Origin of the sequence: Micromonospora chaiyaphumensis (assembly GCF_900091435.1) — a bacterium.
Lineage (GTDB): Bacteria > Actinomycetota > Actinomycetes > Mycobacteriales > Micromonosporaceae > Micromonospora > Micromonospora chaiyaphumensis.
In genome coordinates, this window is the sequence record NZ_FMCS01000004.1 from 191508 (window position 1) to 217419 (window position 25912).

Here is a 25912-nt window from a genome sequence, read left to right on the forward strand (position 1 = left end):
ACGACGTCACCGCAGGCGGTACGCCTGGATGATCCGCTCGGTGACCGTGTTGCCGGCGCCGTCCCGGGCGGTGGCCCGCAGGGAGGCGTGACCGGGTCCGGCCGGGTGCCGGACGGTGGCCGCCCAGCCCGCGCCCTGCTTGTGCAGGGCCGCCCTGCGCCAGGTCTTCCCGCCGTCGTAGGAGACGTCGACGGTGAGCGCCGCGACCGGGGCCGCCGGTGCGCCGGGCTGGCGCTGCACCGTCACCGGGATGGTGAAGGTCCGGCCGGCCGGGGCGCTGCTGTCCACGGCCAGCGGCGGGGCGAAGCGGACCGCCATGGCGGGCAGCCGCACCCAGTCGTCACCCGGGACGTGCCGGGAGCGGAACGTCCAGGTCGCCGACACCTCGGTGCTCAGGTCGGTGAAGCCCCGCGTGGCGGAGGTCTCCAGCCGGTAGCTGGCTGCGCCCGGCGGCACCTGGAAGTCGGCGTACCCCGGGGTGGCCTGCTCGGCGAGCAGCTTCCCGTTGCGGTAGAGGGCGGTCCGTTCGGTGTCGTTGAGCGAGCCACCCGGATGTCCGGCGGCGTCGCTGTGCACCGGCAGGTCGACCACGAGGGTGTCGCCGTTGCGCGTGATGCCCTGCTCGGGCCAGCGCGGCTGCGGGAACGACGGCCCGTACGGCGCGCTGTTCCAGTCCTCCCGGTAGGTCCGGCCGGCCCGGTACCGGGTGGGCACCGACGCCAGCACCGCCTGCACCTCCAGCCAGCCGTCCTCGCCCCGCGTGCCGAAGTCCAGTTCGGAACTCCACCGGGTGCGGGCCGTGTTGTAGTGCTCGACCCGCTTGCCGGGCACCGGGACGGGCACGACGATCGCCGAGCCGCCGATGTTGTAGTCGGACTCCGGGAAGACGATCCGCTCGTTGTCCAGCCCCGCGTAGCCGGCCGCGAACCGGTGCGTCACGGTGGCCAGGTCGGCCGGCCGGTAGTGCCGGACGAACCCGGTCGGCATCCGGCCCGGGAACAGCTCGTTGAGGGCGTAGAAGTACGGGCTGCGCTCCGGCGCCGTCGGTTCGAGCCACTGGCTGGCCAGGGCGGCGACGAAGAGCGAGTCGGAGACGCCGCGCCCGAGCTGGCCGCTGTGGAGGCCGTCGAAGCTGAACGTCCAGAGCCCGAACCCGTAGGAGAAGTCCGCAGTGGACCAGTTGGCCGAGAGGTCGATCAGCAGCGGGGCCGCGCCGCGCTGCGGCACGGTGGACCGCACCGGCTTCGCCCGCCGGGCGTCGACGGTGAGCCGCTGGTCGCCGCCCACCACCAGTTCGGGCTGGGCCAGCATGGAGACCTCGGTCCAGCCCTCCTCCCCCGGCACGTAGATGAGGCTGTTCAGGCCGTAGCGGCCCTTCGGGAGGCGGATCCGCGCCTCGCCGTCGGGGTCGTACACGTCCCGGTACACGACGGCGTCGAGACCGACCAGGGTGGTGAAGTAGTCACCGGTGAGCTTGCCGGCCCGGTCCCGGTGCGTGACGGTCAGGTCGTAGCTCTCCACCTCGCGGTTCACCGCGAGCGGGGTCACCGCGACCGCGTCGCCGGCGCGGGCCACCAGCCGGCCGGTCCAGTAGCCGTCCAGGCCGCCGAGCCGGGTGTCCGCCGTGACGGTGACCTGGGCCGTCCCGCCGGCCGGCACGGTGAGCCGCGACGCGCCGAGGGTGAACATGCCGGCCGGGGCGGTACGCCCGTCCGGGCCGGTGACCTCGGCGGCGAGGTCGAGGGTGAGCGGGGCGGTGCCGCCGTTGCGGTAGGTGACCGTGCGGGCGATCGGCTGGTCGTCGCCGTGCGGCCAGGCGGCCACCCCGAACGAGACGCTGGGCGGGTCGCTGGTCACCTGCTCGGTGATCGCGTGGGCCACGTCGACCCGGCCGGCGCCCTGCTGGAACGCCGTCTGGTCGGGGTGCGGCTTGGCCGAGGCCATGAGGGTGGCCTTGTACCGCCCGGCGGTCCAGCCGGGGTGCTGCTGGGCGAGCAGCGCTGCCGCGCCGGCCACGTGCGGCGTGGCCATCGAGGTGCCGGAGAGGGAGACGTACTTCTCCCCCACCGGATCGCCGATGGCGCCGTTGGCGGCCCGGGCGGCCACGATCTCGACGCCCGGGGCGGTGATGTCCGGCTTGATCCCGCCGTCGACCCGCGGCCCCCGGCTGGAGAAGTCGGCCAGCGCGTCGTCCCGGTCGACCGCGCCGACCGCCAGCGCGGCGTCGGCGGTGGCCGGCGAGCCGACCGAGCCGTCGGCGCCGTCGTTGCCGGCGGCCACCACGAAGAGCGTTCCGGTCTGGGCGGTCAGCGTCTCGACGGCCTGCTCCAGCGGGTCGACCTCGGGGAAGTCCGCGCCGCTGAGGCTCATGTTGACCACGGTGGCGTGCTTCTCGGCCGCGGCCCACTGCATGCCGGCGAGGATCGCCGACTCGGTGCAGCCCTGGTTCTCGCAGACCTTGCCGGAGAGCAGGGTGGCGTCGGGAGCGACGCCGCGGTACTTCCCGCCGGAGGCGGCCCCGCTGCCCGCGATGATCGAGGCGACGTGGGTGCCGTGCCCGACCGTGTCGTCCTGCTCGACCGCCTCGCTGAAGTTGCGCGCGTCGGCGACCCGGCCGGCCAGGTCGGGGTGGGTGAGGTCGACGCCGGTGTCGAGCACCGCGACGCTGACCCCCTTGCCGGTGAAGCCGGCGGCCCAGGCGGTGGGTGCGCCGATCTGCGGCACGCTGTGGTCGAGGGTCACCCGCCGCCGGCCGTCCAGCCAGATCCGGTCGACATCCCCCGCCGCGTCGACCCGGGCACCGGCCCGGTCGGCCGTGACCGCGTTCCAGACCGCGCCGGCGTCGGCCTTCGTCGCGACCAGCGCCGCGCCGCCGATCGCCGGCAGGTCGCGGGTCAGCCGGGTGCCGGCCACCGGGGCCGCCGCCCGTCGGGCCGACCCCGGCCGGTACGACACGAGCAGCGGCAGCGTGTCCCGCCGGGCGTCGTCGTAGCCGGCCGCGACCAGTCCGGTGACGTCGAACAGCCGCCGGTCGACCCGGCCGGCCCGGACCAGGGGCAGCGCGTCCTGGGGCAGCACGGTGAGGTGGCCGCGTTCCCGGCCGACCAGGAAGCCGATCCCGGCGCGGCCGGCGCCGGGGCGGACCGCGGCCTGACCGGCCGCGGTGAGGGTGACCCGGTCGCCGGTGATAAGGGTGACGGTGAGCGGCTCGGCGGCGGGGGCCGCGGTGCGGGCCGGGGCGCCGTGCGGGGCTGCCGCGGGAGCGGCGCCGGCCGGCACGGGCACGCCCAGCGCCAGCCCGAGGGTGAGGCCGAGGCCGGCGATTCTTCTTCGATTTCGGCGCAACGTTCCTCCTTCGTCAAGCGTCTTCATCGATGGGTGGCATCGACGGAGATTGCCAGAATTACATACCGCGTATGCAATCGGAAGTCGTCAATCCGACTGAACCGGGGCCACGTCCACCACGACGCGGGGCATGATCGCCGGGTGACCGCCATGAAGGACCGCATGCTCGCCGGCGAGTTGTACATCGCCGACGATCCCGAGATCATCGCCGATCTGGACCGGGCCGCCCGGCTCAGCGAGCACTTCAACCGCAGCTCGGCCGACGACCCCGAGGGACGCCTCGCCGCCCTCCGCGAGCTGCTCGGCTCGGTCGGCGAGGACGCGTGGGTGCGGCCGCCGCTCTACTGCGACTACGGCTACCAAACCCACATCGGGCCGCGCACCTTCGTCAACTTCAACGCGGTCTTCCTCGACGTCGCACGGATCACCATCGGTGCGGACGTCCAGATCGGACCGAACGTGCAGCTCCTCACCGCCACCCACCCGGTCGAGCCGGCGGCCCGGCGGGCCAAGTGGGAGGCGGCCCAGCCGATCACCATCGGCGACAACGTCTGGCTGGGCGGCGGCGTGATCGTGCTGGCCGGCGTGACCATCGGGGAGAACACCGTGGTCGGCGCCGGCGCGGTCGTGACCAAGGATCTACCCGCCAATGTGGTGGCCGTGGGTAACCCCGCCCGCCCGGTCCGGACCCTCGAAGAGACCGCCTGAGCTGTGGAAACGACGCCTCATCGCGGTCATCGACCCCGAGGCGCTGCACCCGACGGGTGGCGAGGTGGCCGATCCGCCCGTCCGCGACCACAGCGGCTATCCCGAGGCGGCCGACTTCACCCGGGGGCGGTGGTGGCCCGGCTGCTGCGCCGGGCCGTGCCGTCACCCCGGCAGGGGGTCGGCCAGCCGGACCACCAGGTCGGCGTGGTCGGCGGTGCCGGCGACGAGCCGGGCGTTCGCCTCGTCGCTGCCGAGCGCCCAGGCGCGGGCCTGCTCCGGCGTCTTCCCGTACGCCTCGTGACGGGCGGTGAGTCGGCGCACCCGCAGCTCGGCGTCGAGGTCGAGGAACCAAACCTGGTGCAGCAGCGTGCGCACCTCCTCCCACGGGTCGTCGCGCAGCAGCAGGTAGTTGCCCTCGGTCACCACGAGCCGCACCTCGGGCGGCACCTCGATGGCACCCGCGACCGGCTCCTCCAGGTCGCGGCGGAAGGCCGGCGCCCACACCGAGGTCGGCTCCAGCCGCCGCAGCCGCCGCAGGGTGGAGACGAAGCCGTTGACGTCGAACGTGTCCGGTGCGCCCTTGCGCGCCTCCCGGCCCAGCCGGACCAGCTCCGACTGGGCCAGGTGGAAGCCGTCCATCGGCACGAGCCGGGCGGCCGGGCCGACCTCGGCGACGATCCGCTCGGCCAGCGTGGACTTGCCGGCCCCGGGCGCCCCGGTGATGCCGAGCAGCTGCCGCGGGCCGTCCCCGGCGAGGGCCCGAGCCCGGGCCACCAGCTCGCCGAGCGGGAGCGTCTGCGCGGGCGGCATCAGCCGAGCACCGGCTCGCTGATGGTGAACCGGGCCTCCACGGCCGCCTGCACGGGCTGCGGCTGCGGGTCCAGCTCCAGCTCGGGCGCGGCCTCCCCGGCCCGTGCGAAGCCCGCCTTGGCCAGCAGCGGCGGGGCGCTGGACAGGCCGGTGTCGGCCAGCTCCACCAGGGCGGTCACCCGGGCACCCAGCGCCTCCGCGTATTCCCGGGCGCGCGCCAGCGCGTCCGCGATCGCGGCGTGCCGGGCCTCCCGGTAGGCCGGGCTGTCCGGTCGCAGCGACCACCACGGGCCGGCCAGCTCGACCTGCTCCTGGTCGGCGAGGCGGACCATGAGTTCGCCGAGCGCCCTGAAGTCGACCACGGTGACCGTGGTGGTCACGCTGCCGTGGTAGGCGATCACCCGCTCACCCGAGCGCTTCGTCTCCGGCCAGACCCGGAGCTGGCCGGTCTCGCGCCGCTCCACGGCCGGCTCGGCCGCGTCGAGCAGCACCCGCACGGCGGCGGCCCGCTCGGCCAGCCGGGTCAGCGTCGTCTCCCGGTCACGATCGCGCGCGGTGGCGGTCACCGTGAACCGGGCCAGCTCGGGGGCGACCTCCCGGTACGCCTCGCCGCGTACCGCCACGACCGGTGCGTCCGCCATGCCGCTCAGCCTAGTGGCGGGGTGGCCGGGAGGTGGGCCGTGTAGGTGACCGCGGCCCCGGCCACCCGGCAGCCGGTCAGGTGACCGCCGGCCGCCCCCAGCTCGCGCAGGAAGGCCAGCTCCCCGGCGTGGTCGGCGGCGGCCGGGAACTCCCGCCGGTGGGCGGTGAACGCCCGGCCGTGCAGGGCGGCCCGGGCCGTGCGGCCCTCGGCGAGCCGGCCGGCCAGCTTGCCGGGGTCGCCGGCCCGCAGCGCCTCGGTCAGCTCGTCGAGGTAGGCGCGGACGGCGTCCAGCTCGGCCAGCACCCGCTCGCGGTTGCCGAGCAGCATGTTCGCGGTCCGCTCGGGCGGGCCGCCGGCCACCCGGGTGCCGTCGGAGAAGCTGCCGGCGGCGAGCGCGAGCACCGCGTCGCGCAGCGCCGACCGCTGCACCGTCCCGGCCAGGGCCCCGGCGAGCAGGTGGGGCAGGTGGGAGGCGAGCGCGGCGGCGCTGTCGTGCTCCGGGGCCGACATCGGCACCACCCGCGCGTGGAAGACGTCGATGAGCAGCGCGGCGAGCCGCCGGAACGCCGGCATCCCGGTGGGCCCGGGGCAGAGCACCCAGGCGGCCCCGTCGAGCAGCGCCGGGGTGGCCGCGTCGAGGCCGGCCCGGTCGGCGCCGGCCATCGGGTGGCCGGGCACGAACCGGTGCCCGAGCCCCTGTGTGGCGGCGGCCGTGGCCACCTCGGCCTTGGTGCTGCCCACGTCGGTGAGCACGCACCGGTCGTCGGTGGCCGCGGCCACCCGGGCCACGGTCGCGGGCAGGGTGGGCAGCGGGCCGCAGAGGAAGACCACGTCCCGGCCGGCGACCGCCTCCTCGACCGTGTCCGGCGCGGCGACGCCCTGCTCGCGGACCCGCCGGCGGGTCGCGGGATCCGGGTCCCAGCCGGCCACGTCGAGCCCGGCGTCGCGGAGCCGGAGCAGCACCGAGCCCCCGATCAGGCCCGTGCCGACCACCGCCGCCCGTGCCTGCCCGCCGGCCCCGCCCACCATCGGCCCACCTCGGCGTCCCGTCGTCGCGGGGCCGGCCCGGCCCCGCTGGAAGTCCCGCCGAGGATACCGTCCGCGGCTCAGCACCGGCCCTCGGTCACCGTCCCCCGCCACCGGGCGAAAGCCCTCCCCGGGTCGCCGAAGTACGCCCACGGCAGCTCGGTGACCATGTCACCGAGGGCCTGGAAGCGCCCCGCCGCCGAGGTGACCAGGAAGGCCCGGGACGTGGTGTCGGAAAGGCAGACGCGTCGACGGAGATCGTGGGGCGGGCCGGATGGGGGTTGTCCGAGCCGCGCTCGCGTCGTACGGTCCCCCGGCGGCCCGACCGGACGGGCCGGTCACAACGGGGAAAGGGAAGCGCATGTCCGCCACCTACCGGGCACTCGCCTCGGTGGTCATGTTGATCGGTTTCTACGTCGTCGCGCTGCTCCAGCTCGCCGCCGTGGTCGCGCTCGGCGCCTGGCTGTTCAGCCACACCAGCGGCGTGATCACGGGCAAGCTGCTGCTCCCGCTGGTCGTCGCCCTCGGCGCCGTCGGGGTCGGGCTGTGGAAGGCGATCCGTACGAAGAACGAGCCGGCGCCCGGCCTGATCCTGGACGAGCGGGGGGCGCCGTGGCTCTGGGCCACGGTGCGGGAGCTGGCCACCGCGGTCGGCACCCGCGCGCCCGACGAGATCCGCCTGGTGCCCGAGGTGAACGCGGCGGTCGGCGAGCAGAGCCGCCTGCTCGGCCTGATCGGCGGCCGGCGCACCCTCTACGTCGGACTGCCGCTGCTCCAGGCCTTGCGGGTCGACCAGCTCCGCTCGGTGCTGGCGCACGAGCTGGGCCACTACTCCGGCCGGCACACCCGCTTGGGCGGGGTCGCCTACCGGGGCCGGCTGGCCATCGGCGAGACCATCGAGCGGATCAGCCCGCGCAACCCGATCGGCTGGGTCTTCAAGCAGTACGCGAAGCTCTACCTGCTGGTCGACAACGCCGCGTCCCGGCGCCAGGAACTGGAGGCGGACCGCGCCTCGGTGCAGATCGCCGGGCACCAGGCGGCGGCCTCGGCGCTGCGGACCCTGCCCGCCCTCGACGCGGCCTGGCGCTTCTACGAGACCCGGTACGTCGACCCGGGTTGGTCGGTCGGGCTGGCGCCGGACGACTTCTTCGGGGGCTTCGGCCACCTCCTGCAGGCGCGCCGGAACGAGATCGAGGAGCTGCGGGAGAACGCCCCGGAGGGGCCGGCGTCCCGCTGGGACACCCACCCGCCGATCGGCACGCGCGTCGCCGCGATGGAGCAGATCCCTCCGGTGCACGTCACACCGGACGACCGGCCGGCCTGGGCCATGCTCGCCGACGTGGTGGGCGCCGGCCGGGCCCTCCAGAGCCTGATCGTCGCGCACGGCTCCCGCCGCCTGCTGCCCTGGCCGGAGTTCATCGCCGAGTCGATCGCCGCCGGGGTGCAGCAGCGGGCGGACCGGATCTACCGCGCGGCCGGCCGGTTCACCGGCACGCCGGAGCCGGGCCTGCCCACCGTGCTGGAGCTGGTCCGCGCCGGCCGGCTCGGTGAGTTCGCCGAGCAGTTCTTCACCAACGCCACCCGCCGGGAGGCGGCGGCCGCCTTCGCCGGCCCGATGGAGTCGCTGCTCGACAACGCGGCGGTCCGCTCGGGCCGGGCCTACTGGCAGCTCTCCTGGTCCGACCCCGCCCGGCTGGTCGGTCGCTCGGGCGAGCCGTGGGACCTGGCCGAGATCGCCAAGCTGGCGGTCGCACCGGAGACGCTGGACGAGGCGCTCGCCCGCCTGGCCGAGCTGGGCGTCGACGTGCGGCAGTCGACGGTGGTCCAGACCCGGGCCTCGGCGCGGAACGCCGACCTGATCGCCGCGCTCGCGAATATCAAGATCGACGGCCGGGAGCACGACGTGTACGTGCTGGACAACGGCCTGGTCCTGGTCCCCGACCCGGGGAAGGCGCACGAGGGTGAGAAGCGGCTCAAGGAGGTGCTGAGCGCGACGCCGGTCGCCGAGGTGGCCAGCCGGAACCCGTTCCTGCCGTACGAGGAGATCCGCTCGGTCCAGGTGACCAAGCGGGTGCCGCTGAAGGCGGTCATCACCCTCCACGACGGCAGGAGCGTGCAGGTGCAGGAGCTGATGGCCAGCGAGTTCCTGGAGAAGCACAGCCGGGACACGCTGCTGCGGGTGTTCGAGCAGATCAACGAATGACCCGGTCGCGGCGGCCGACCCCCTCGGGGCCGGCCGCCGCGGCGGGTGGTCAGACCTCGGCGAGCCGGCCGGCGACCGCGTCGACGTGCTCGTCCGACTCGGTCAGGGCCACCCGGACGTGCCGGGCGCCGGCCGGGCCGTAGAAGACGCCGGCGGCGACCAGGATGCCGCGGCGGGCCAGCCAGTCGACGGTGTCCCAGCACTCCTCGTCGCGGGTCAGCCAGAGATAGAGCCCGGCCTCGGAGTGCTCGACGGTGAAGCCGGCGGCGGTGAACGCCGCGCGGAGCTTCTCCCGCCGGGCCCGGTAGCGCTCCCGCTGCGCGTCGGCGTGTGCCTGATCGCCCAGCGCGGCCACCATGGCGGCCTGCACCGGGGCGGGCACGATCATGCCGGCGTGCTTACGGATCTTGAGCAGCTCGGCCACCAGCGCCGGGTCACCGGCCACGAAGCCGGCCCGGTAGCCGGCCAGGTTGGAGCGCTTGGACAGCGAGTGCACCGCCAGCACGCCCTCGTACGACCCGCCGCACACCTCGGGCGAGAGCACCGAGACGGGCTGGGCGTCCCAGCCCAGCGGCAGGTAGCACTCGTCGCTGGCGACCACCGCGCCGCGCTCCCGCGCCCAGTCGACCACCTTGCGCAGGTGGCCGGCGGGCAGCACCCGGCCGGTCGGGTTGCCGGGCGAGTTCACCCAGACCAGCCGGACCCGCGGGTCGGGGCCGAGGGCGGTCAGCGAGTCGGTGCGCACCGTGGTGGCGCCGGCCAGCCGGGCCCCGTCCTCGTACGTCGGGTAGGCGATGGACGGCACCACGACGACGTCACCGGGGCCGATGCCGAGCAGCGTGGGCAGCCAGGCGACCAGCTCCTTGGAGCCGATCGTGGGCAGCACCCCGAGCCCGTCGACGCCCGCCCCGCAGGCGCGGGCCACCCAGGCCGCGATGGCGTCCCGCAGCGCGGGCGTGCCCGCGGTCAGCGGGTAACCGGGCGCGTCGGACGCGTCGGCCAGCGCCTGCCGGATCAGCGCGGGCACCGGGTCGACCGGCGTGCCCATCGAGAGGTTGATGAGACCGCCCGGGTGCGCCGCGGCCGTCGCGGCCGCGGCGTCCAGGGTGTCCCAGGTGAACTCGGGCAGCCGTGCCGAGACCGGCGCGGGCCGGTTCAGTGGCCCTCTCCGCGCGGCGGCTGCGCGGCCACGAAGGTCGCGTCCTTCTCCACCTTGCCGATCTTGGAGGCGCCGCCCGGCGAGCCGAGATCCTCGAAGAACTCGTAGTTCGCCCCGGTGTAGTCCTTCCACTGCTCCGGGACGTCGTCCTCGTAGAAGATCGCTTCGACCGGGCAGACCGGCTCACAGGCACCACAGTCGACGCACTCGTCGGGGTGGATGTAGAGCATCCGATTGCCCTCGTAGATGCAGTCGACCGGGCACTCCTCGATGCATGCCTTGTCGAGCACATCCACGCACGGCTCGGCGATGATGTAGGTCACCGGTCTTCTCCTCCGCAAGACTCGCCGCGATCATCCGCGACGGTAAGAGCCTAGTATCTCGCCGGGGAGGGGGTCGATCGTGCTCCGACAGCAGGACGTGGGACACCGGATCGTGGTCCGGCGTATTGTGGGGATTCGCGAAGGCCGGCCGCTCTTCACCGACGCGCTCGGCGAGCTGGTCGAACTGAGCGAGACCCACATCACGCTGGCCACCGACCGCGGCCGGCTGCGGGTCCCGGTGGACGAGGTGCACCGCGCGAAACGGGTGCCGCCGGCCCGCCGGCCGACGGCCGCCGCCGTGATCGCCCTGGAACTGGCCGCCGACGAGGCGTGGCCCGCCCCGGTACGCGGGCGGCTCGGCGACTGGCTGCTGCGCGGCGCCGACGGCTGGACCGGCCGGGCGAACAGCGCGCTGCCGGTCGGCGACCCGGACCGCCCGCTGCCCGCCGCGCTCGACGCGGTGCAGCGCTGGTACGCCGAGCACGGCCAGCCCGCCATGGTGAACACCCCGCTGCCGCTGGCCGCGCCGGTCGGCGCCGAGCTGGACGCGCGCGGCTGGACCGCCCGGCCGCCGGTGCTGGTGCAGACCGCGCCGCTCACCGCGCTGCCGGCGGGGCGTACCGACCTGCCCCCGGTCGGCCTCGCACCGGTGCCCTCGGACGAGTGGCTGACGGTGGCCGCCGGCCGCAAGGGCGGGCTGCCGGACGCCGCCCGGCACGTGCTCACCGCCGTGGACCGGATCCGCTTCGCCCACCTGCACGTGGACGGGCGGCTGCTCGCGGTGGGCCGGGGCACGGTCACCGGCGAGGGGCGCTGGCTCGGCCTCACGCTGATCGAGGTGCTTCCCGAGGCCCGCCGGCGGGGTTTCGCCGGTGCGGTCATCCGGGCGCTAAGCGACTGGGGCCGCGCCGAGGGCGCCACGCACGCCTTCCTCCAGGTCGAGCAGCGCAACGCGCCGGCCGTGGCCCTCTACCAGCGGCTCGGCTTCGCCACCCACCACACGTACCTGACCCGGGTCGCCCCGGCCTGACCCGAGGATTCCGGCAGGTCGTCCGGGGTACGGAGATAGCCGTACCCCGGTGAGGAAGGACCTGCTCGATGGCCAAGCAGCACACGGCGCGGCGCGGGAGCGGCGCGGCGGCGACGAAGAACCAGCCCGGCAACCAGACGCCGAACACCCCCGACGTCAACGAGAGCGAGATCGCCCGCCTGAAGGTCGACCAGCTCCGCGACCGCCTCCGCCGGCGCGGCGTCACCGGCACGGCGGACATGCGCAAGCCCGAACTGGTCGACGCCCTCATCCAGGCACTGCGCGAGGGCCGCAGGACCACCCGGTCGCGCGGCAGCTCGGGCTCGGGCGGCGGTTCCGGCTCGGCGTCGCGCCGCTCCACGGGTGAGCAGCCCGGCAACCAGACCCCGAACACCCCCGAGGTCAACGAGAGCGAGATCGCCCGCCTCACAGTCGACCAGCTCCGCGACCGCCTCCGCCGACGCGGCGTCACGGGCACCACCGACATGCGGAAGCCCGACCTGGTCGACGCCCTCGTCCAGGCCCTGGTCGAGGGCCGGAAGGCCACCCGCTCCCGCAGCGGCTCAGGCTCGGGCGGCGGCTCTGGCTCCCGTGGCAGCTCCGCTTCGCGAGCCAGCTCCGGCTCCGGTTCGCAGCCCGCCTCCGGTTCGCGGGGCGGCTCCGGATCGACCACGCGCCGGTCGGCCACGCCGGCGGGCGCGGCACCGGACGCCACGGAGCTCGCGGAGGTGGAGCGGCGAGCGGCGGAACTCGCCGACGTGGCGCCGCAGGCCCCCGAGGTTGAGGAGGTCGAGCGCCGCGCCGCCGAACTGGAGGGCGCCGGCTCGGAGGCGACCACGGTGCCGGCGCTGCCGGCGTCCCCGGCCGATCGCACGCCCGCGCCGGGGGGCGGGGCGGACGGCGGCACCGGCGCCCGCGTCCCGCGCAGCCGTTCGGGCGCCCACGACGTCGGAACGGGCGACCGGCAGCCGGTCCGGGTCACCGGCGATGCGGGTGCGGCGTCGACACTGGCGGCGGCGGACCGGGTGGTGGCCTCGATGGTGCCGCCGGAGGTGGACCGGGTGGACGAGGTGGTCACGCCGGAGGGCACCATGATCACGACTGGCGCGGGCCAGGCCGTCGAGTCGGTCGACTCGCCACCCCTTCCCGGCACCCGGAAGCCCCGGCCGTAGCCGGCGCGCCGAAGCGCACACCGCAGCGGGCCGGTCCCGCCCGGACGCCGTGCCCGACGGGGCAGGCGCCGGGCGGGATCGGCCTCAGCGGCGGACGATCTTGCGGGGCTTCGCCGCCTTCAGCTCGGCGTAGCGCTTGAGCTGCCGCGAGCGGTGGTCGCGGCCCAGCGCCGTGAGGGTCAGGTAGCCGACCAGCACGCCGGCCACGGTCGCCGCGAGGTAGAGCCAGATCTGGGCGAAGAAGAGGCCGGCACCGCCCTCGAACGGGTTCTCGCCGACCAGCAGCGGGCCCACGAAGACGGTCAGCGCCAGCGCCACGACCACCGCGACGGCGAGGTCGCCCGTCCAGTGGCCGGCCGGCCGGTCCGCGCCCCAGCGGAACGCCGTGCCGGCCAGGATCAGCCCGATCACCAGGAACATCACCAGCGAGACCCGGCCGGCGGCGGTGTCGTCGTCCGGGAAGGCGAACTTGATGACCAACCGGGCCACCACGTTGACCACGAACAACGCGGCCGCCAGCACGCCGACCGCACGCCACCGCTGGAACATCGCACGCCTCCCGCCGTACCGCCCGCCGTCACGGTGGGCTCCTGGCAGGAATATCTACCACCGCAACCTGTGCGGCGTCTGCACCCTCAGCGGACCGGCGGCGGCACCACGAGCTGCCGGAAACCCAGCACCGCGAACGTGATGGCGCCGGCCACGATCAGCCCGAGGCCGAGCACGTTGTCGCCGCTGAGCGCGAGATCACCCTCGACCGTGCGGAAGCCGCCCGCGACGATCACCACGAACCAGGGCAGGGCGGCCAGCGCCACCGCCCACCGGGCGCCGACCGCGCGGTGGGCGAACCCGCTCACGAGCACCGTCAGCACCACCACCGCGGCGACGCCGCCCAGTGCGAGCGCGGTGCCGACCAGCGCCTTGCCGGCTCCGCCGGAGCGACCCTTGACCACCTCCCAGGCCCAGGTGGCGTAGAGCAGGTCGAGCACGGCGGCGAGCACGCCAGCCCAGACCGCCACCACCCCGCCGGCGACGCGCAGCGCGAGGTCGACCGCCCGGCCCGACGGCTCGGGCGGCGCGGCGGGCTCCTGCTCGGGGGCGACCGACATGGGTACGGTGGGCAGCGTCACCGGAGGCCGGCCGCCGTGACCGGGGACCGGTCCGGCCGGTCCAGCGCCAACCCGGCGAAGAGGTCGTCCTCCCAGCCGTACGGGCCGCTGCCCGGGCCCTTCTCGCCGACCGCGAGGGTGAAGAACTCGACCCCCATGAACTCGGCGCCGAAGTTGCCGGCGATCGAGTAGAGCCAGGAGGTGGCCGGGATCTGCGTGGCGTGCGCCCGCATGGCCGCCTCCTTGGCGGTGTGCCGGTCGGTGGCGTCGATGCGGGCGGCGATCCCCTCGTCGGGGGTGCCGAAGGGCAGCTCGTCGACGCTGTCGATGCCCGCGAAGGGGTTGTCCGACGACTCGGTGAACGCGTCCAGGCCGGCCTCCAGCACGCCGCGCGGCATCGCCGTCCAGTAGACCTTCGCCGGGGCGATCCCCTCGGCGGCGGCGAGCTCCACGCCGCGCATCGCCACCCGGTGCGCCTGGATGTGGTCGGGGTGGCCGTAGAAGCCGTTCGGGTCGTACGTGATCAGCACCTGCGGGCGGACCTCGCGGATGACCTCCAGCAGGTACCCGGCGGCCTCGTCGACGTCGGCCTGCCAGAACGCCCGGGGGTGCTCGTTGGTGGCCAGCCCCATCATCCCGGAGTCGCGGTAGCGCCCCGCCCCGCCGAGGAAGCGGTGGTCGGTGACGCCGAGCGCGGCGCAGGCGGCCCACAGCTCGCCGATGCGGTAGCCGCCGAGCTGGTCGGCCTCGGCCGCGGCGAGCTGCGCCAGCGCCGGCACGTGGATCTCGCCCTCCTCGCCGAGCGTGCAGGTCACCAGGGTGACGTGGGCGCCGGTGGCGGCGTAGTGCGCCATCGTCGCGCCGGTCCCGATCGACTCGTCGTCGGGGTGCGCGTGGACCAGCAGCAGGCGTCGGTCGGGCAGCGTCGTCACGCCCGTCACTCTAACCGGCGGTCCTGCCCACCCGAGGCTTACGCGTCCGCCCAGGTCGGCCACATCACGCCCGGCGCGCGCCTACTCTCTACAGGCGTGGACTTTCCCGAGCTGGCCGCCCGCACCCGTCGGTTCAGCCACGGGGCGCCGCGTTCCGTCTCCGTCGCCGACGACGGCTCCCGGGTCATCTTTCTGCGCTCGTCGGGACCGGAGGACCCGGCCGACGCGCTCTGGCTGCTCGACGTCGCCTCCGGCGAGGAGCACCTCGTCGCCGACCCGGCCGTCCTGCTCGGCACCGACGGCGAACCGGCCACGCTGGCGCCGGGCGAGCGGGCGCTGCGCGAGCGGCTGCGGCTCAGCGCCGCCGGCATCGGCTCGTACGCCCTGGACGGCGCCGGCCGGGTGGCCGCGTTCGCGCTGGCCGGCCGGTTGTTCCGGGCCGACCTCGTGCACGGCGACGTGGTCGAGGTAGCCGCCGTCGGCCCGGTGATCGACCCGCGTCCCGACCCGACCGGCGAACGGCTCGCCTACGTCACCGACGCCGCCGAGGGGGTACGCCGGGGCCAGCTGCGGGTGGTCGAGCCGGACGGCACCGACAACCTGCTGGCCGGCGAGGACAGCGGGGTGACCTGGGGGCTGGCCGAGCACATCGCGGCGGAGGAGTTCGGCCGGTTCCGCGGCTACTGGTGGGCGCCGGACGGCCGTTCCGTGCTGGCCGCCCGGGTGGACGAGTCGCGGCTGGAGCGCTGGCACCTGCACGACCCGGCCGACCCGGCGAGCCCGCCGACGTCCGTCGCGTACCCCCGGTCGGGCGGGCCCAACGCCGAGGTCAGCCTGCACCTGCTGGACCTCGACGGCGGCTGGGTCGACGTGCACTGGGACCGGGAGACCTACCCCTACCTGACGTCGGTCGACTGGGCCGACGGCGGCCCGCTGATCACCGTGCTGCGCCGGTCGCAGCAGCACGGGCTGGTGCTGGCCGTCGACCCGCGCACCGGGGAGACGCAGGTGCACGCCGAGCTGGCCGACCCGCGCTGGGTGGAGCCGATCCCGGGCACCCCGGCGCACCTGCCCGACGGGCGGGTGCTGGTCGGCGGCGAGCTGGCCCACGACGGGTACGACGCCCGCTGCCTGTTCGCCGACGGCACCCTGCTCACCCCGCCCTCGCTCTACGTGCGGCGGGTGGTGGGCCGGCTGCCGGCCGGCCCGAACTCGGCGGCGGACCTGCTGGTCGAGGCGAGCGAGGGCGAGCCGAGCCAGCGCCACCTCTACCGGGTGCGGACGGCGATCGGCGGCGGGGTGGACGCCCGCCGGATGGGCAGCGACCCCGGCTGGCACACCGCCGCGATAGGCGGCAGCACGCTGGCCGTGGGGGTGGCCTCGCTGGAGCACCCGGGCACCCGCTGGCGGGTGTGGCACGACGACCGCGAGGTGGCCGAGCTGGTCTCGCTCGCCGCGACCCCGCCGTACGCGCCGCGGCCGACGCTGGTGCGGGTGACCGACCGGCGGCTGCCGAGCGCGGTGCTCTACCCGGGCGAGCACGTGAAGGGCACGAAGCTGCCGGTGCTGCTGGACATCTACGGCGGTCCGGGCCACCAGGAGGTGATCGCGGCGCGGGGGGCGTGGCTGGAACGGCAGTGGTTCGCCGAGCAGGGCTTCGCCGTGGTGACCATCGACAACCGGGGCACCCCCGGCATCGCCCCGTCCTTCGAGAAGGCGATCCACCGGCGGGTGGCCGACGTGATCCTGACCGACCAGGTGGACGCGCTGACCGCGCTGGCCGGCAAGCACCCGGACCTGGACCTGGAACGCGTGGCGGTGCGCGGCTGGTCGTTCGGCGGCTGGCTGGCCGGGCTGGCGGTGCTGCGCCACCCGGAGCTGTTCCGGTGCGCGATCGTCGGTGCCCCGGTCACCGACTGGACGCTGTACGACACCGCGTACACCGAGCGCTACCTGGGGATGCCGGACGACGGGATGGACGTCTACGCCCACCACTCGCTGGTCGAGCTGGCCGCCGAGCCGGTCGGCGACCCGGCGCAGGCCCGGCCCATGCTGCTGGTGCACGGGCTGGTCGACGACAACGTGCTGGCCGCGCACACGCTGCGGCTCTCGGCGGCGCTGCTGGCCGCCGGCCGGCCGCACGCGGTGCTGCCGCTCACCGGGGCCAGCCACATGGCCGCCGGCGGCGTGGCCGAGCGGCTGCTCCGGCTGGAGCTGGACTTCCTCCGCCGGCACCTGTGAACGCGCGAGGGCCCCGGCCGGATCGGACCGGGGCCCCCGCGGGTCAGGCTGTCACTGCTTCACGTAGGCGTTCACGAAGCTGGGCCAGCCGAAGATGCTGCCGATGAACAGGCCGCCGGCCTTCTCGCCGTGCGCGACGGAGACGACCTCGTTGTACAGCGGCACCGCCGGCGCCGACTCCTTCATGAGCTTCTCGTCGAGCGCGCTCCACTCCTCCGCCTGCTTGGCCGGGTCCTCCGCGAGCACCCGGTCGAACTCGGCGTTGATGGCGTCGTTGTTGAGCTGCGAGGTGTTGCTGTTGCCCTCGGCCTTGATGTTGCGGCCGTCGAAGAGCACCGGCAGGATCGACGCGCCGCTGGGCCAGTCGGCGGCCCACGAGTCGACCCAGATGTCCCACGGGTTGCTCTTCTTCTTCACGAAGTCGAGGTAACCGTCCTCGGGGATCGGCTTGATGGTGACGGTGAAGCCGGCCTTCTCCAGGGCGTTCTTGACCTGGGTGGCGGTCTCCTGCGACGGGGTGTCGTCGGAGGTGCCGAGCACGAGGTTCACCGACTTGCCGGCGAGCAGCTCCTTGGCCTTCTCCGGGTTGCCGCTCTCCCCGGCCGGGTACGCGTCGAACTGCTTGTAGCCGAGCGTGGTGGGCGGCAGCAGGGTGGTGAGCGGCACGGCGCCGTAGGGGCCGCCGAGGTTCTTGGTGATGCTGCTGCGGTCGATCGCGTAGTTGATCGCCTGCCGCACGGACAGGTCGGTGACCCGCGTCGTGTTGATGCTCAGCCGGTAGGCGTTCGGCGTGGCGGCGACGATCATCCGCTCCTTGAGCTTGGCGTCGCCCGTGACCTTCGCGATCAGCTCGGACGGCACGCCACCGGTGCCCACGGCCGCGGCGTCGTTGCCGGTGCCGGCGAGCACCCGGTTGGTCTGGGTGGCGTTGTCCGCACCGAACGACCAGATGAACTTGTCCGGGTACGCGTGCCGCACCGGGTCGGTCGCCGGGTCCCAGTTCTCGTTGCGCTCGAGCACCATCTCCACACCGGGCTGGTGCTTGGTGATCTTGTACGGCCCGGACGAGAACGGCTGGTTGTCCAGGTTGACGCCGGTGTCCTTGTCGGGCGGCAGCGGCGCGGTGGCCGGCAGCGACACGGCGAACGGCAGGTCACAGCGCGGCTTGCTGAACTCGAAGCGCAGCGTCTGCGCGTCCGGGGTGCTCAGGCCCGGCGGCAGGGAGGTCTTGTTGGCCTTGAAGTTCCACTTGGTGTCGTACTGCGGGCTGTCGACCAGCCACTCCTGCAGGTAGGTCGGGCCACCGGTCAGGTCGGGGTCGAACGAGCGGGCGATGCCGTACGCGATCTCCTTGGAGGTGATCGGCCGGCCGTCCTCGAACTTGACGCCCTGCTTGATCTTGAATTCCCAGACCTTGCAGTCGTTGTTGACGTTCTTGCCGGGGGTCTCGGCCAGGTCGCCGACCAGGGTCACGTTGCCCTTGCCGTCGTCCTTGAACGTGGTGAGGAAGCGCGCGTAGAGCTGGCTTCCCATGAGGCCGGCGAACGAGTAGACCCGCTGCGGGTCCAGGTGGGAGATCTTGTTCTCGCGCAGGATGTAGAAGGTCCCGCCCTTGGCCGCGCCGGGCACCTCCGCGGCCGGGCCCAGCGAGTCCTTGGGGTCGGTCGCGATGGCGCCGCTGCGGGGCTTGTTGGTGTCCACCTTGTCGGCGTTGTCGCCGGTGTTCTTGCTGCATGCACTGAGGGCGACCACCAGTGCCATCGCACCGCCCATGGCGGTGGCGAGTCTTGCTCGCATACTCACTCCTCCGGGTCCGATGAAGGAAAGCTTCGCTCAGCTTTCATCCGCGGTAAATTTCGAGCAGATAACGAATCGACGGCGACACGCGAGCTCAGCCGAGGCGCACCCGCGGATCGATGAACGCGTAGAGCAGGTCGACCACGATGTTCGCGACGACCACGAAGAGCGCGGAGACCAGCACGGTGGCCATGATGGTCGGCAGGTCGCCCTGCCGGACCGCCTCCACGGCGGTACGCCCCAGCCCCTGGATGCCGAAGGTCGTCTCCGTGATGACCGTGCCGCCGAGCGCGGCACCCACGTCCAGACCGGCGATGGTCACGATCGGCGTGATCGCCGCCCGCAGCGCGTGCCGGCCGTAGACCTTCCGCTTCGCCACGCCCTTGGCCCGGGCCGTGCGGACGAAGTCCTCGGAGAGCGTCTCCAGCATCTGCGCCCGGGACAGCCGTGCGTAGATCGCGGAGAAGAGCAGGGCCAGGGTCACCCAGGCGAGCACCAGCCCGCGCGCCCACTCCACCGGGTTGTCGAGGAAGGGCACGTACCGGGGCGTCGGCAGGATCCGCAACGAGTACACGAAGATCAGCAACAGCAGGGCACCGACGAAGTAGAGCTGCAACGACGCGAAGGTCAGCGTGAGCCCGATCGAGACGCGGTCGAGCAGCGAGCCCCGGCGTAGCGCCGATATCATCCCGAGCCCCACCCCGAGCGCGAGCCAGAGCACCGCCGCGGGGAGCACGATGTTCAACGTCACGGGCAGCACCCGGGCGAAGGTGTCGCTGACCGCCTCGCTGTTGACGTACGAGTAGCCGAGGCAGGGCGCCTCGCACTCGCCGCCCTGCGCGCTGCCCAGGTCGCGGCCGACGAAGATGCCCTTCATGTAGTTGGCGTACTGCGTCGGCTTCGGGTCGTTCAGCCCCAACTCCGTCCGCACCCGCTCCAGGCGCTCGGCGTTGCAGTTCTTCGGGCACATGCCGGTCACCGGGTCGCGGGGCAGCGCGAAGAACATCAGGAAGCTGACGATGCTCACCGCGAGCAGCACCGAGACCGCCAGCAGCAGCCGCTTCAGCAGGAACCGCACCATGCGTGGAACCCCTTACCGTGACGACTTCGGGTCGAGCGCGTCGCGCAGCGCATCGCCGAAGAGGTTGAACGCCAGCACGAGCGCGAAGATGGTGACGCCCGGGAAGAAGACGTACGCCGGGTCGGTCTGCAGGTAGTCGATGCTCCGGTAGATCATCCGGCCGAAGCTCGGCACCGACTCGGGCAACCCGACGCCGAGGAAGGACAGCGCCGCCTCACCGGTCACGTACGACGGCACCGCCAGCGAGAACGCGACGAGGATCGGCGCCCAGATGTTCGGCAGCAACTGCCGGAAGAGCATGTGGCCCAGCCCGGCCCCACTGGCGCGGGCCGCCTCGACGAACTCCCGTTCCCGCAGCGACACCACCTGCCCGCGGACGAGCCGCGCCGTGCCGGTCCAGCCGAACGCGGCGAACACCACGATCAACGTGGTGACCGCGAACCAGGTGGGCACGGCGTCCCGGGGGCCGTAGAAGCGCAGCGAGAACGTCGGGACCACGGCGAGCGCGAAGATGAGGAACGGCATCGCCAGGGCGACGTCGGTGACCCACATGATCACGGAGTCGACCACGCCGCCCAGGTAGCCGGCGACGATCCCGAGCACGACGCCGATCGTCGTGGTGACGAGCGCGGCGCCGAGGGCGATCAGCAGCGAGGTGCGGATACCGTAGATCATCCGGATGAAGATGTCCCGGCCCAGGCCCGGTTCGAGCCCGAACCAGTGGTCGCCGCTGACCCCGCCCACGTAGCCGAGCGGCATGCCGGTGCTGTCCAGCAGGTCGCCGAACTGCTGGCTCGGCGACACGCCGTAGAGCCGCTGGAGCAGCGGCGCCGCCAGTGCCGCCAGGATGAACACGGCCAGCACGATGCCGCTGACCAGCGCCGTGCGGTCCCGGCGCAGCCGGGCCCAGACGAGTTGGCCGGGCGAGCGCCCGACGAGCCCCTTCTTCTCGGGGCCCGCACCGGTGGACTCGATCTCGGCAAGCGCCACGCCCTCGACCGGGGACAGGCTCATTTCGACACCTCCTCGGCGGTCACGGCGGCCGGTCCGGCGCCCTGGCTGATCGTTCCCGTCTCCGGGAAGTGGCAGGCGGTGGCCTGGTTGCCGCCGTCCTGGGGGACGAGCGCGGGTTCCTCGGTGGCGCACCGCTCCTGGGCCTTCCAGCAGCGGGTACGGAAGCGGCAGCCCGACGGCGGGTTGAGCGGGGTGGGCACGTCGCCGGTGAGCCGGATGCGCCCGGCGGGGCCGAGCGTGGTGACGTCGGGGATGGCCGAGAGCAGGGCACGCGTGTAGGGGTGCTGCGGCCGCTGGTAGATGTCGTCGCGGTCACCGATCTCGACGATCTTGCCGAGGTACATGACGGCGACGCGGTGGCAGAAGTGCCGCACGACGGCGAGGTCGTGGGCGATGAAGACGAACGCCAGGTCCAGGTCGCGTTGCAGGTCGCGCAGCAGGTTGATGACCTGGGCCTGGATGGACACGTCCAGGGCCGAGACCGGTTCGTCCGCGACGATGAGCTTCGGGCGCAGCGCGAGGGCGCGGGCGATGCCGATGCGCTGGCGCTGCCCGCCGGAGAACTCGTGCGGGTAGCGGTTGTAGTGCTCCGGGTTCAACCCGACCAGTTCGAGCAGTTCCTGGACCCGCTTCTTGATGCCGCCCGGCGGGTTGATGCCGTTGACCTGCAACGGCATGGCCACGATCCGCCCGACGGTGTGCCGCGGGTTCAGCGAGGCGTAGGGGTCCTGGAAGATGATCTGGAGGTCCTGCCGCAGCGGCCGCAACGCGCCGCGCCGGGCGTGGGTGATGTCCCGGCCGGCGAACTCGATGCTGCCGGAGGTGGGCTCCAGCAGCCGCACCAGCATCCGCCCGGTGGTGGTCTTCCCACATCCCGACTCCCCGACCAGGCCCAGGGTCTCCCCCGGCCGCACGTCGAAGTCGAGGCCGTCGACCGCCCGGACGGCGCCCTTGGCGCGGAAGCCCTCCCGCACCGGGAAGTGCTTGGTCAGCCCCCGCACGCGCAGCAGCGGCTCGGTCTCGGTGCTCATCGGGCCACTCCCACCTGGGCGATGTCCTGCTGGTAGAGCCGGGTGCGCTCCTCGGCCGGCAGGTGGCAGGCCACCAGGTGGCCGGCCTCCCCGGCCGCCCGGAGCTCGGGCACCTCCGTCCGGGAGCGGTCGCCGTTGCGGTCCGCGTAGCGGCAGCGCGGGTGGAACGCGCACCCCGACGGCAGGTTGATCAACGACGGCGGGTTGCCCTTGATGGGCACCAGGTCCGCGTCCGCGTCGCCGTGCAGCGACGGCACGCTCGACAACAACCCCCAGGTGTACGGATGCTGCGGCCGCCGCAGCACCTGCTCCACGCTGCCGTGCTCGACGGCCCGGCCCCCGTACATGACGAGGACGTCGTCGGCCACCTGGCTGACCACCCCCAGGTCGTGGGTGATCAGGATGATCGCCGAGCGGAACTCCTCCTGGAGGTCGCTGAGCAGGTCCAGGATCTGCGCCTGCACGGTCACGTCCAGGGCGGTGGTCGGCTCGTCGGCGATCAGCAGGTCCGGGTCGTTGACCAGGGCCATCGCGATCATCGCCCGCTGCCGCATACCCCCGGAGAACTCGTGCGGGTACTGGTCGAACCGCTTCGCCGGCTGCGGGATGCCGACCCGGCCCAGCATGTCCACGGCCCGGGTGCGGGCCTCCCGCTTCCCGGCCCGCGGATGGTGCACCCGGTACGCCTCGGCGATCTGCCTGCCGACCGTGTAGTAGGGGTGCAGCGCCGACAGCGGATCCTGGAAGATCATGGCCATGTCCCGGCCCCGCAGCCGCCGCACCTCCTCCTCCGGCAGCCCGACCAGCTGACGGCCACCCACCGAGATCTCCCCGGTGATGGTGGCCCGCTTCGCGTTGTGCAGGCCGAGGATCGCCAGCGACGTGACGCTCTTGCCCGAACCCGACTCGCCCACGATGCCCAGCGTGCGCCCGCGCTCGACGGCGAACGAGACCCCGTCGACGGCCTTCACCACGCCGTCCTCGGTGTCGAACCGCACCCGCAGGTCCCGGACCTGGAGGTACGGGCCCTCCCCGGCGCGCTGCTCCGGCACCTCGGGGCGGTCCGGCTCCCCGGACGGCACCGTCTCCGACCTGCCCATGACCGCCTCCCTCAGTGACGAAGAGAACCTACAGCAAACTTCTGGAGGCGAAAATAAGCTACAAGCGGCGGCCTGTCAGCGGCCTGAGCGTAACGACTAGGTTTCCAACCTGAACAGCCCTCACCTGGACATTCATGGTTGCGACTGGGCAACACGCCGCGGGCCGCAAGTCACGGCACACCGGCGAGGTGGGGGCATCACGCGGCCCGGACACCCCCACCTCGGCGAGCGGGAGTCGGTCCTCCCGCCCGTGCGGTTTGCTCGGCTGACGTATGTCGGGCGGGTCGCCTAGGGTCGGGCGCATGACGGGATTCGACGCGGCGAGCGCCGCCGTCCAGGCCGCCCTCGACGCGGGAGCCCGCTACGCGGACGCCCGGGTGATGCACCGCCGTTACGAGTCGATGTCGGCCCGCAACGGCGACATCGAGGAGCTGACCCAGGACGAGAGCATCGGCCTCGGCGTCCGCGCGCTCGTCGGATCGAGTTGGGGCTTCCACGCCGTACCCGAGCTGTCCGACGCCGCGGCCCGCGACGCCGGCCGGCGCGCCGCGGCGATCGCCACCGCGAGCGCGCGGGTCCCGGGCCCGCCGATCGACCTGGTCCCGGTCGAGGCGACGGTGGCGAGCTGGGCCTCGGGCTGCGAGGTCGACCCGCTCGGCGTGGGGCTCTCCGACAAGGGCGACCTGCTGGTCCGCGCCACCGCGACGATGCGCGAGCACGGCGCCGACCTGGCCGAGGGCCTCTACCAGATCTGGGACACCGCCAAGTGGTTCGTCTCCAGCGAGGGGCACCGCATCGACCAGCGCATCCGCGAGTGCGGCGGCGGCATCTCGGCCACCTCGATCGGCGACGGCGAGACCCAGCGCCGCTCCTATCCGAGCTACCGGGGCCAGTACGGCACCACGGGGTGGGAGCTGGTCACCTCACTCGACCTGGCCGCGCACGCCGCGCGGATCGCCGAGGAGTCCCGGGAGCTGCTCACCGCCCCGGAGTGCCCGTCCGGCGAGACCGACCTGATCCTCGGCGGCGAGCAGTTGGCCCTCCAGATCCACGAGTCGGTCGGGCACGCCATCGAGCTGGACCGGATCCTCGGCTGGGAGGCGGCCTTCGCCGGCACGTCCTGGCTGGACCTGACCCGGCTCGGCACGCTGCGCTACGGCTCCGAGCTGATGAACGTCACCATCGACCCGACCATCCCCGGCGCCCTGGGCAGTTTCGGCTTCGACGACGAGGGCTCCCCGGCGGTCAAGCGGGACGCGGTCCGCGAGGGGCGCTGGGTGGGCGTGCTGGCCGGCCGGGACTCGGCCGCCGTGGCCGGCCTCGACTACGGCGGCAGCGTACGCGCGGACGGCTGGGCGCGGCTGCCGATGGTGCGGATGACCAACGTGGGCCTGGAGCCGGGCCCGCACACGCTCGACGAGATCATCGAGGCCACCGACGACGGGGTGCTCATGGACCTCAACCGCTCCTGGTCCATCGACGACAAGCGGCTCAACTTCCAGTTCGGCTGCGAGGTCGGCTGGGAGGTGAAGAAGGGCCGGCGGGGGCGGATGCTGCGCAACCCCACCTACACGGGGATCGGGCCGGTCTTCTGGCGCTCGATGGACATGCTCTCGTCGGAGATCGTGCCGTGGGGCACGCCGAACTGCGGCAAGGGACAGCCGGGCCAGACCGGGCACACCGGCCACCCGGCCGCGCCGGCCCGCTTCCGTAACGTCCGGGTGGGGGTGCGGGCATGAGCGAGCTGGATCTCGCCGGCCGGGTGGTGGAGCTGGTCCGGCGGCTGGCCGGGCCGGGCACCCAGGCCGAGGTGGTGGTGAGCCGGGCCGACCTGGCGCTGACCCGCTTCGCCAACTCGTTCATCCACCAGAACGTCGCCGAGTCGGCCACCACGGTCCGGCTCCGGCTGCACGTCGACGGGCGGACGGCCGCGGGCAGCGGCAGCCTGGTCGATCCCGACGGGTTGACCGCGCTGGTCGAGCGCACGCTGGCCGCGACCCGGCTCGCCCCGCCCGACCCGGCCTGGCCGGGGCTCACCCCGCCGGCGCCGGTCCCGGCCGGCGCGCCCGTCGACGAGGCCACCGCGGCCGCCTCGCCCGACGAGCGGGCCGCCCGGGTACGCGCCTTCGTGGACGCCGTCGAGGGCCTGGAGGCCGCCGGCTACTGCCGGACGGCGCACCGGGCGGGGGCGTTCGCCAACTCGGCCGGGCACTCGGCGGTGGGGCGGTCGGCCGAGGCGGCCATGGACGGCATCGCCCGGGCCGCCGGCGCCGACGGGGTGGCCCGGCACTGCGCCGACCGCCTCGGCGACCTCGACGGCGGGGCCCTGGGCGCCCGGGCGGCGGCGAAGGCGCGGGCCGCGGCCGACCCGGTCGAGCTGCCCCCGGGGCGTTACGAGGTGGTGCTCGAACCGGCCGCCGTGGCCGACCTCCTGCAGAACCTCGCCTGGTACGGCTTCAACGGCAAGCGGTACGCCGAGCGACAGTCCTTCGCCGAGCCGGGCACGGCCCAGTTCGACCCGGCGGTGACCCTGGTGGACGACCCGCTGCACGCCTCCGGCCTGCCGTACGACCTGGAGGGCACCCCCCGGCGGGCGCTGACCCTGGTCGAGGCGGGCACCACCGGGGCGGTGGCGCACGACCGGCGCAGCGGCGCCGAGGCGGGGACCGGGTCCACCGGGCACGGGATGGTCGGCGCGTCGACCTTCGGCCCGCTCCCGCGCAACCTCCGCCTGCTGCCGACGGGCGGCCCGGCCGAGGTGGCCGCCGGGCGGCTCAGCGCCGGGGTGACCGGCGCGGTGGCCGACCCGGACACCGCCACCCTGGTCGCCGGGATGGCACGGGGCCTGCTGGTCAGCGACTTCTGGTACACCCGCGTGCTCGACCCGAAGCAACTGGTCGTGACCGGGCTGACCCGCAACGGCGTCTGGCTGGTGGAGGACGGTGTGCCCACCCGCGCGGTGCGCGACTTCCGGTTCACCGAGTCCTACCCGCGGGCCATGGGCCCGGGCCGGGTGCTCGGTCTCGGCCGGGCGCCGGTCCGCCAGCCGGACCGGATGGACGGTTTCTGGTGGGAGGCCCCGGCAATGCGGCTGGCGTCCTGGAACTTCACCGGGAGCGCGTCCGGCTGACCGCTCAAGATATTGATCTTGGTTCGGGTCTTTCCAACCTCCCGGACACACGGGACAC

At 74.0% G+C, this 25912-nt stretch carries 21 protein-coding genes; 7 read left to right on the forward strand and 14 right to left on the reverse strand.

Features of this window, described 5'->3' with window-relative positions; all coding sequences use genetic code 11:
• Positions 1-6 precede the first annotated feature (6 nt).
• Positions 7-3372 carry a S8 family serine peptidase gene (locus tag GA0070214_RS12895; RefSeq protein WP_167364266.1) on the reverse strand — a complete coding sequence of 1122 codons (3366 nt, stop codon included), beginning with the start codon at positions 3370-3372 and terminating at the stop codon, positions 7-9.
• A 114-nt stretch (positions 3373-3486) separates the two neighbouring features.
• Here GA0070214_RS12895 and GA0070214_RS12900 point away from each other — a divergent pair, with 114 nt between their 5' ends.
• Positions 3487-4053 (forward strand): sugar O-acetyltransferase, encoded by a 567-nt coding sequence (locus GA0070214_RS12900; protein ID WP_091262460.1) that lies wholly within the window; start codon positions 3487-3489, stop codon positions 4051-4053.
• Between the two features lie 162 nt (positions 4054-4215).
• On the opposite strand, the gene GA0070214_RS12905 is transcribed toward GA0070214_RS12900, so the two are convergent.
• The 3 genes from GA0070214_RS12905 to GA0070214_RS12915 are packed head-to-tail and all read right to left on the reverse strand — an operon-like array spanning position 4216 to position 6535.
• Positions 4216-4863, reverse strand: a complete 648-nt coding sequence (locus tag GA0070214_RS12905; RefSeq protein ID WP_091262461.1) for a nucleoside/nucleotide kinase family protein — start codon at positions 4861-4863, stop codon at positions 4216-4218.
• Entirely contained in the window at positions 4863-5504 is a 642-nt protein-coding gene (locus GA0070214_RS12910) for an SIMPL domain-containing protein (RefSeq protein WP_091262463.1), read from the reverse strand. The genes GA0070214_RS12905 and GA0070214_RS12910 overlap by 1 nt, the downstream gene beginning before the upstream one ends.
• Before the next feature lie 5 nt (positions 5505-5509).
• The gene (locus GA0070214_RS12915; RefSeq protein ID WP_091262465.1) at positions 5510-6535 is read right to left on the reverse strand and encodes a prephenate dehydrogenase; all 1026 of its coding nucleotides are present in this window, start codon (positions 6533-6535) and stop codon (positions 5510-5512) included.
• A gap of 358 nt (positions 6536-6893) precedes the next feature.
• On the opposite strand from GA0070214_RS12915, the gene GA0070214_RS12920 reads away from it, so the two are divergent.
• Positions 6894-8735 (forward strand): M48 family metallopeptidase, encoded by a 1842-nt coding sequence (locus GA0070214_RS12920; protein ID WP_091262467.1) that lies wholly within the window; start codon positions 6894-6896, stop codon positions 8733-8735.
• 49 nt (positions 8736-8784) lie between these two features.
• Here the strand turns inward: GA0070214_RS12920 and dapC are convergent, their stop codons facing one another.
• Together dapC and fdxA are read right to left on the reverse strand one after the other, a co-directional pair.
• Positions 8785-9894: a succinyldiaminopimelate transaminase gene (gene dapC / locus GA0070214_RS12925; RefSeq protein WP_091263094.1), complete on the reverse strand. Its 1110-nt coding sequence runs from the start codon at positions 9892-9894 to the stop codon at positions 8785-8787.
• The gene (fdxA, locus tag GA0070214_RS12930; RefSeq protein WP_007464872.1) at positions 9891-10217 is read right to left on the reverse strand and encodes a ferredoxin; all 327 of its coding nucleotides are present in this window, start codon (positions 10215-10217) and stop codon (positions 9891-9893) included. Before fdxA ends, dapC begins: the two co-directional genes overlap by 4 nt.
• A gap of 79 nt (positions 10218-10296) precedes the next feature.
• Between fdxA and GA0070214_RS12935 the strand changes: the two genes are divergently transcribed.
• Entirely contained in the window at positions 10297-11247 is a 951-nt protein-coding gene (locus GA0070214_RS12935; RefSeq protein ID WP_091262470.1) for a GNAT family N-acetyltransferase, read from the forward strand.
• A gap of 68 nt (positions 11248-11315) precedes the next feature.
• A complete protein-coding gene (locus GA0070214_RS31840; RefSeq protein ID WP_167364267.1) occupies positions 11316-12419 on the forward strand; it encodes a hypothetical protein in 1104 nt (367 codons plus the stop codon).
• A gap of 84 nt (positions 12420-12503) precedes the next feature.
• On the opposite strand, the gene GA0070214_RS12945 is transcribed toward GA0070214_RS31840, so the two are convergent.
• The 3 genes from GA0070214_RS12945 to mshB form a co-directional block, all read right to left on the reverse strand.
• Entirely contained in the window at positions 12504-12968 is a 465-nt protein-coding gene (locus tag GA0070214_RS12945; protein ID WP_091262472.1) for a hypothetical protein, read from the reverse strand.
• Between the two features lie 86 nt (positions 12969-13054).
• A complete protein-coding gene (locus GA0070214_RS12950; protein WP_208602748.1) occupies positions 13055-13528 on the reverse strand; it encodes a hypothetical protein in 474 nt (157 codons plus the stop codon).
• Between the two features lie 17 nt (positions 13529-13545).
• Positions 13546-14469: an N-acetyl-1-D-myo-inositol-2-amino-2-deoxy-alpha-D-glucopyranoside deacetylase gene (gene mshB / locus GA0070214_RS12955; RefSeq protein ID WP_208602749.1), complete on the reverse strand. Its 924-nt coding sequence runs from the start codon at positions 14467-14469 to the stop codon at positions 13546-13548.
• A gap of 87 nt (positions 14470-14556) precedes the next feature.
• On the opposite strand from mshB, the gene GA0070214_RS12960 reads away from it, so the two are divergent.
• Complete coding sequence (locus GA0070214_RS12960; RefSeq protein WP_091262478.1) at positions 14557-16701, forward strand: S9 family peptidase; 2145 nt, start codon at positions 14557-14559, stop codon at positions 16699-16701.
• Between the two features lie 51 nt (positions 16702-16752).
• Here the strand turns inward: GA0070214_RS12960 and GA0070214_RS12965 are convergent, their stop codons facing one another.
• From GA0070214_RS12965 to GA0070214_RS12985, 5 genes are all read right to left on the reverse strand, one after another.
• Positions 16753-18498 (reverse strand): ABC transporter substrate-binding protein, encoded by a 1746-nt coding sequence (locus tag GA0070214_RS12965; RefSeq protein WP_091262480.1) that lies wholly within the window; start codon positions 18496-18498, stop codon positions 16753-16755.
• Between the two features lie 94 nt (positions 18499-18592).
• Positions 18593-19579, reverse strand: coding sequence for an ABC transporter permease (locus GA0070214_RS12970; protein WP_091262482.1), 987 nt, complete (start codon positions 19577-19579; stop codon positions 18593-18595).
• Between the two features lie 12 nt (positions 19580-19591).
• Positions 19592-20593, reverse strand: coding sequence for an ABC transporter permease (locus GA0070214_RS12975; RefSeq protein WP_091262484.1), 1002 nt, complete (start codon positions 20591-20593; stop codon positions 19592-19594).
• Positions 20590-21624 carry an ABC transporter ATP-binding protein gene (locus tag GA0070214_RS12980; RefSeq protein WP_091262486.1) on the reverse strand — a complete coding sequence of 345 codons (1035 nt, stop codon included), beginning with the start codon at positions 21622-21624 and terminating at the stop codon, positions 20590-20592. Before GA0070214_RS12980 ends, GA0070214_RS12975 begins: the two co-directional genes overlap by 4 nt.
• Entirely contained in the window at positions 21621-22724 is a 1104-nt protein-coding gene (locus tag GA0070214_RS12985) for an ABC transporter ATP-binding protein (protein WP_091262488.1), read from the reverse strand. Before GA0070214_RS12985 ends, GA0070214_RS12980 begins: the two co-directional genes overlap by 4 nt.
• A gap of 302 nt (positions 22725-23026) precedes the next feature.
• Here GA0070214_RS12985 and GA0070214_RS12990 point away from each other — a divergent pair, with 302 nt between their 5' ends.
• Both GA0070214_RS12990 and GA0070214_RS12995 read left to right on the forward strand, forming a co-directional pair.
• Positions 23027-24463, forward strand: coding sequence for a TldD/PmbA family protein (locus GA0070214_RS12990; RefSeq protein ID WP_091262490.1), 1437 nt, complete (start codon positions 23027-23029; stop codon positions 24461-24463).
• Positions 24460-25854 carry a TldD/PmbA family protein gene (locus GA0070214_RS12995; RefSeq protein ID WP_091262492.1) on the forward strand — a complete coding sequence of 465 codons (1395 nt, stop codon included), beginning with the start codon at positions 24460-24462 and terminating at the stop codon, positions 25852-25854. The genes GA0070214_RS12990 and GA0070214_RS12995 overlap by 4 nt, the downstream gene beginning before the upstream one ends.
• The last annotated feature ends 58 nt before the right edge of the window (positions 25855-25912 follow it).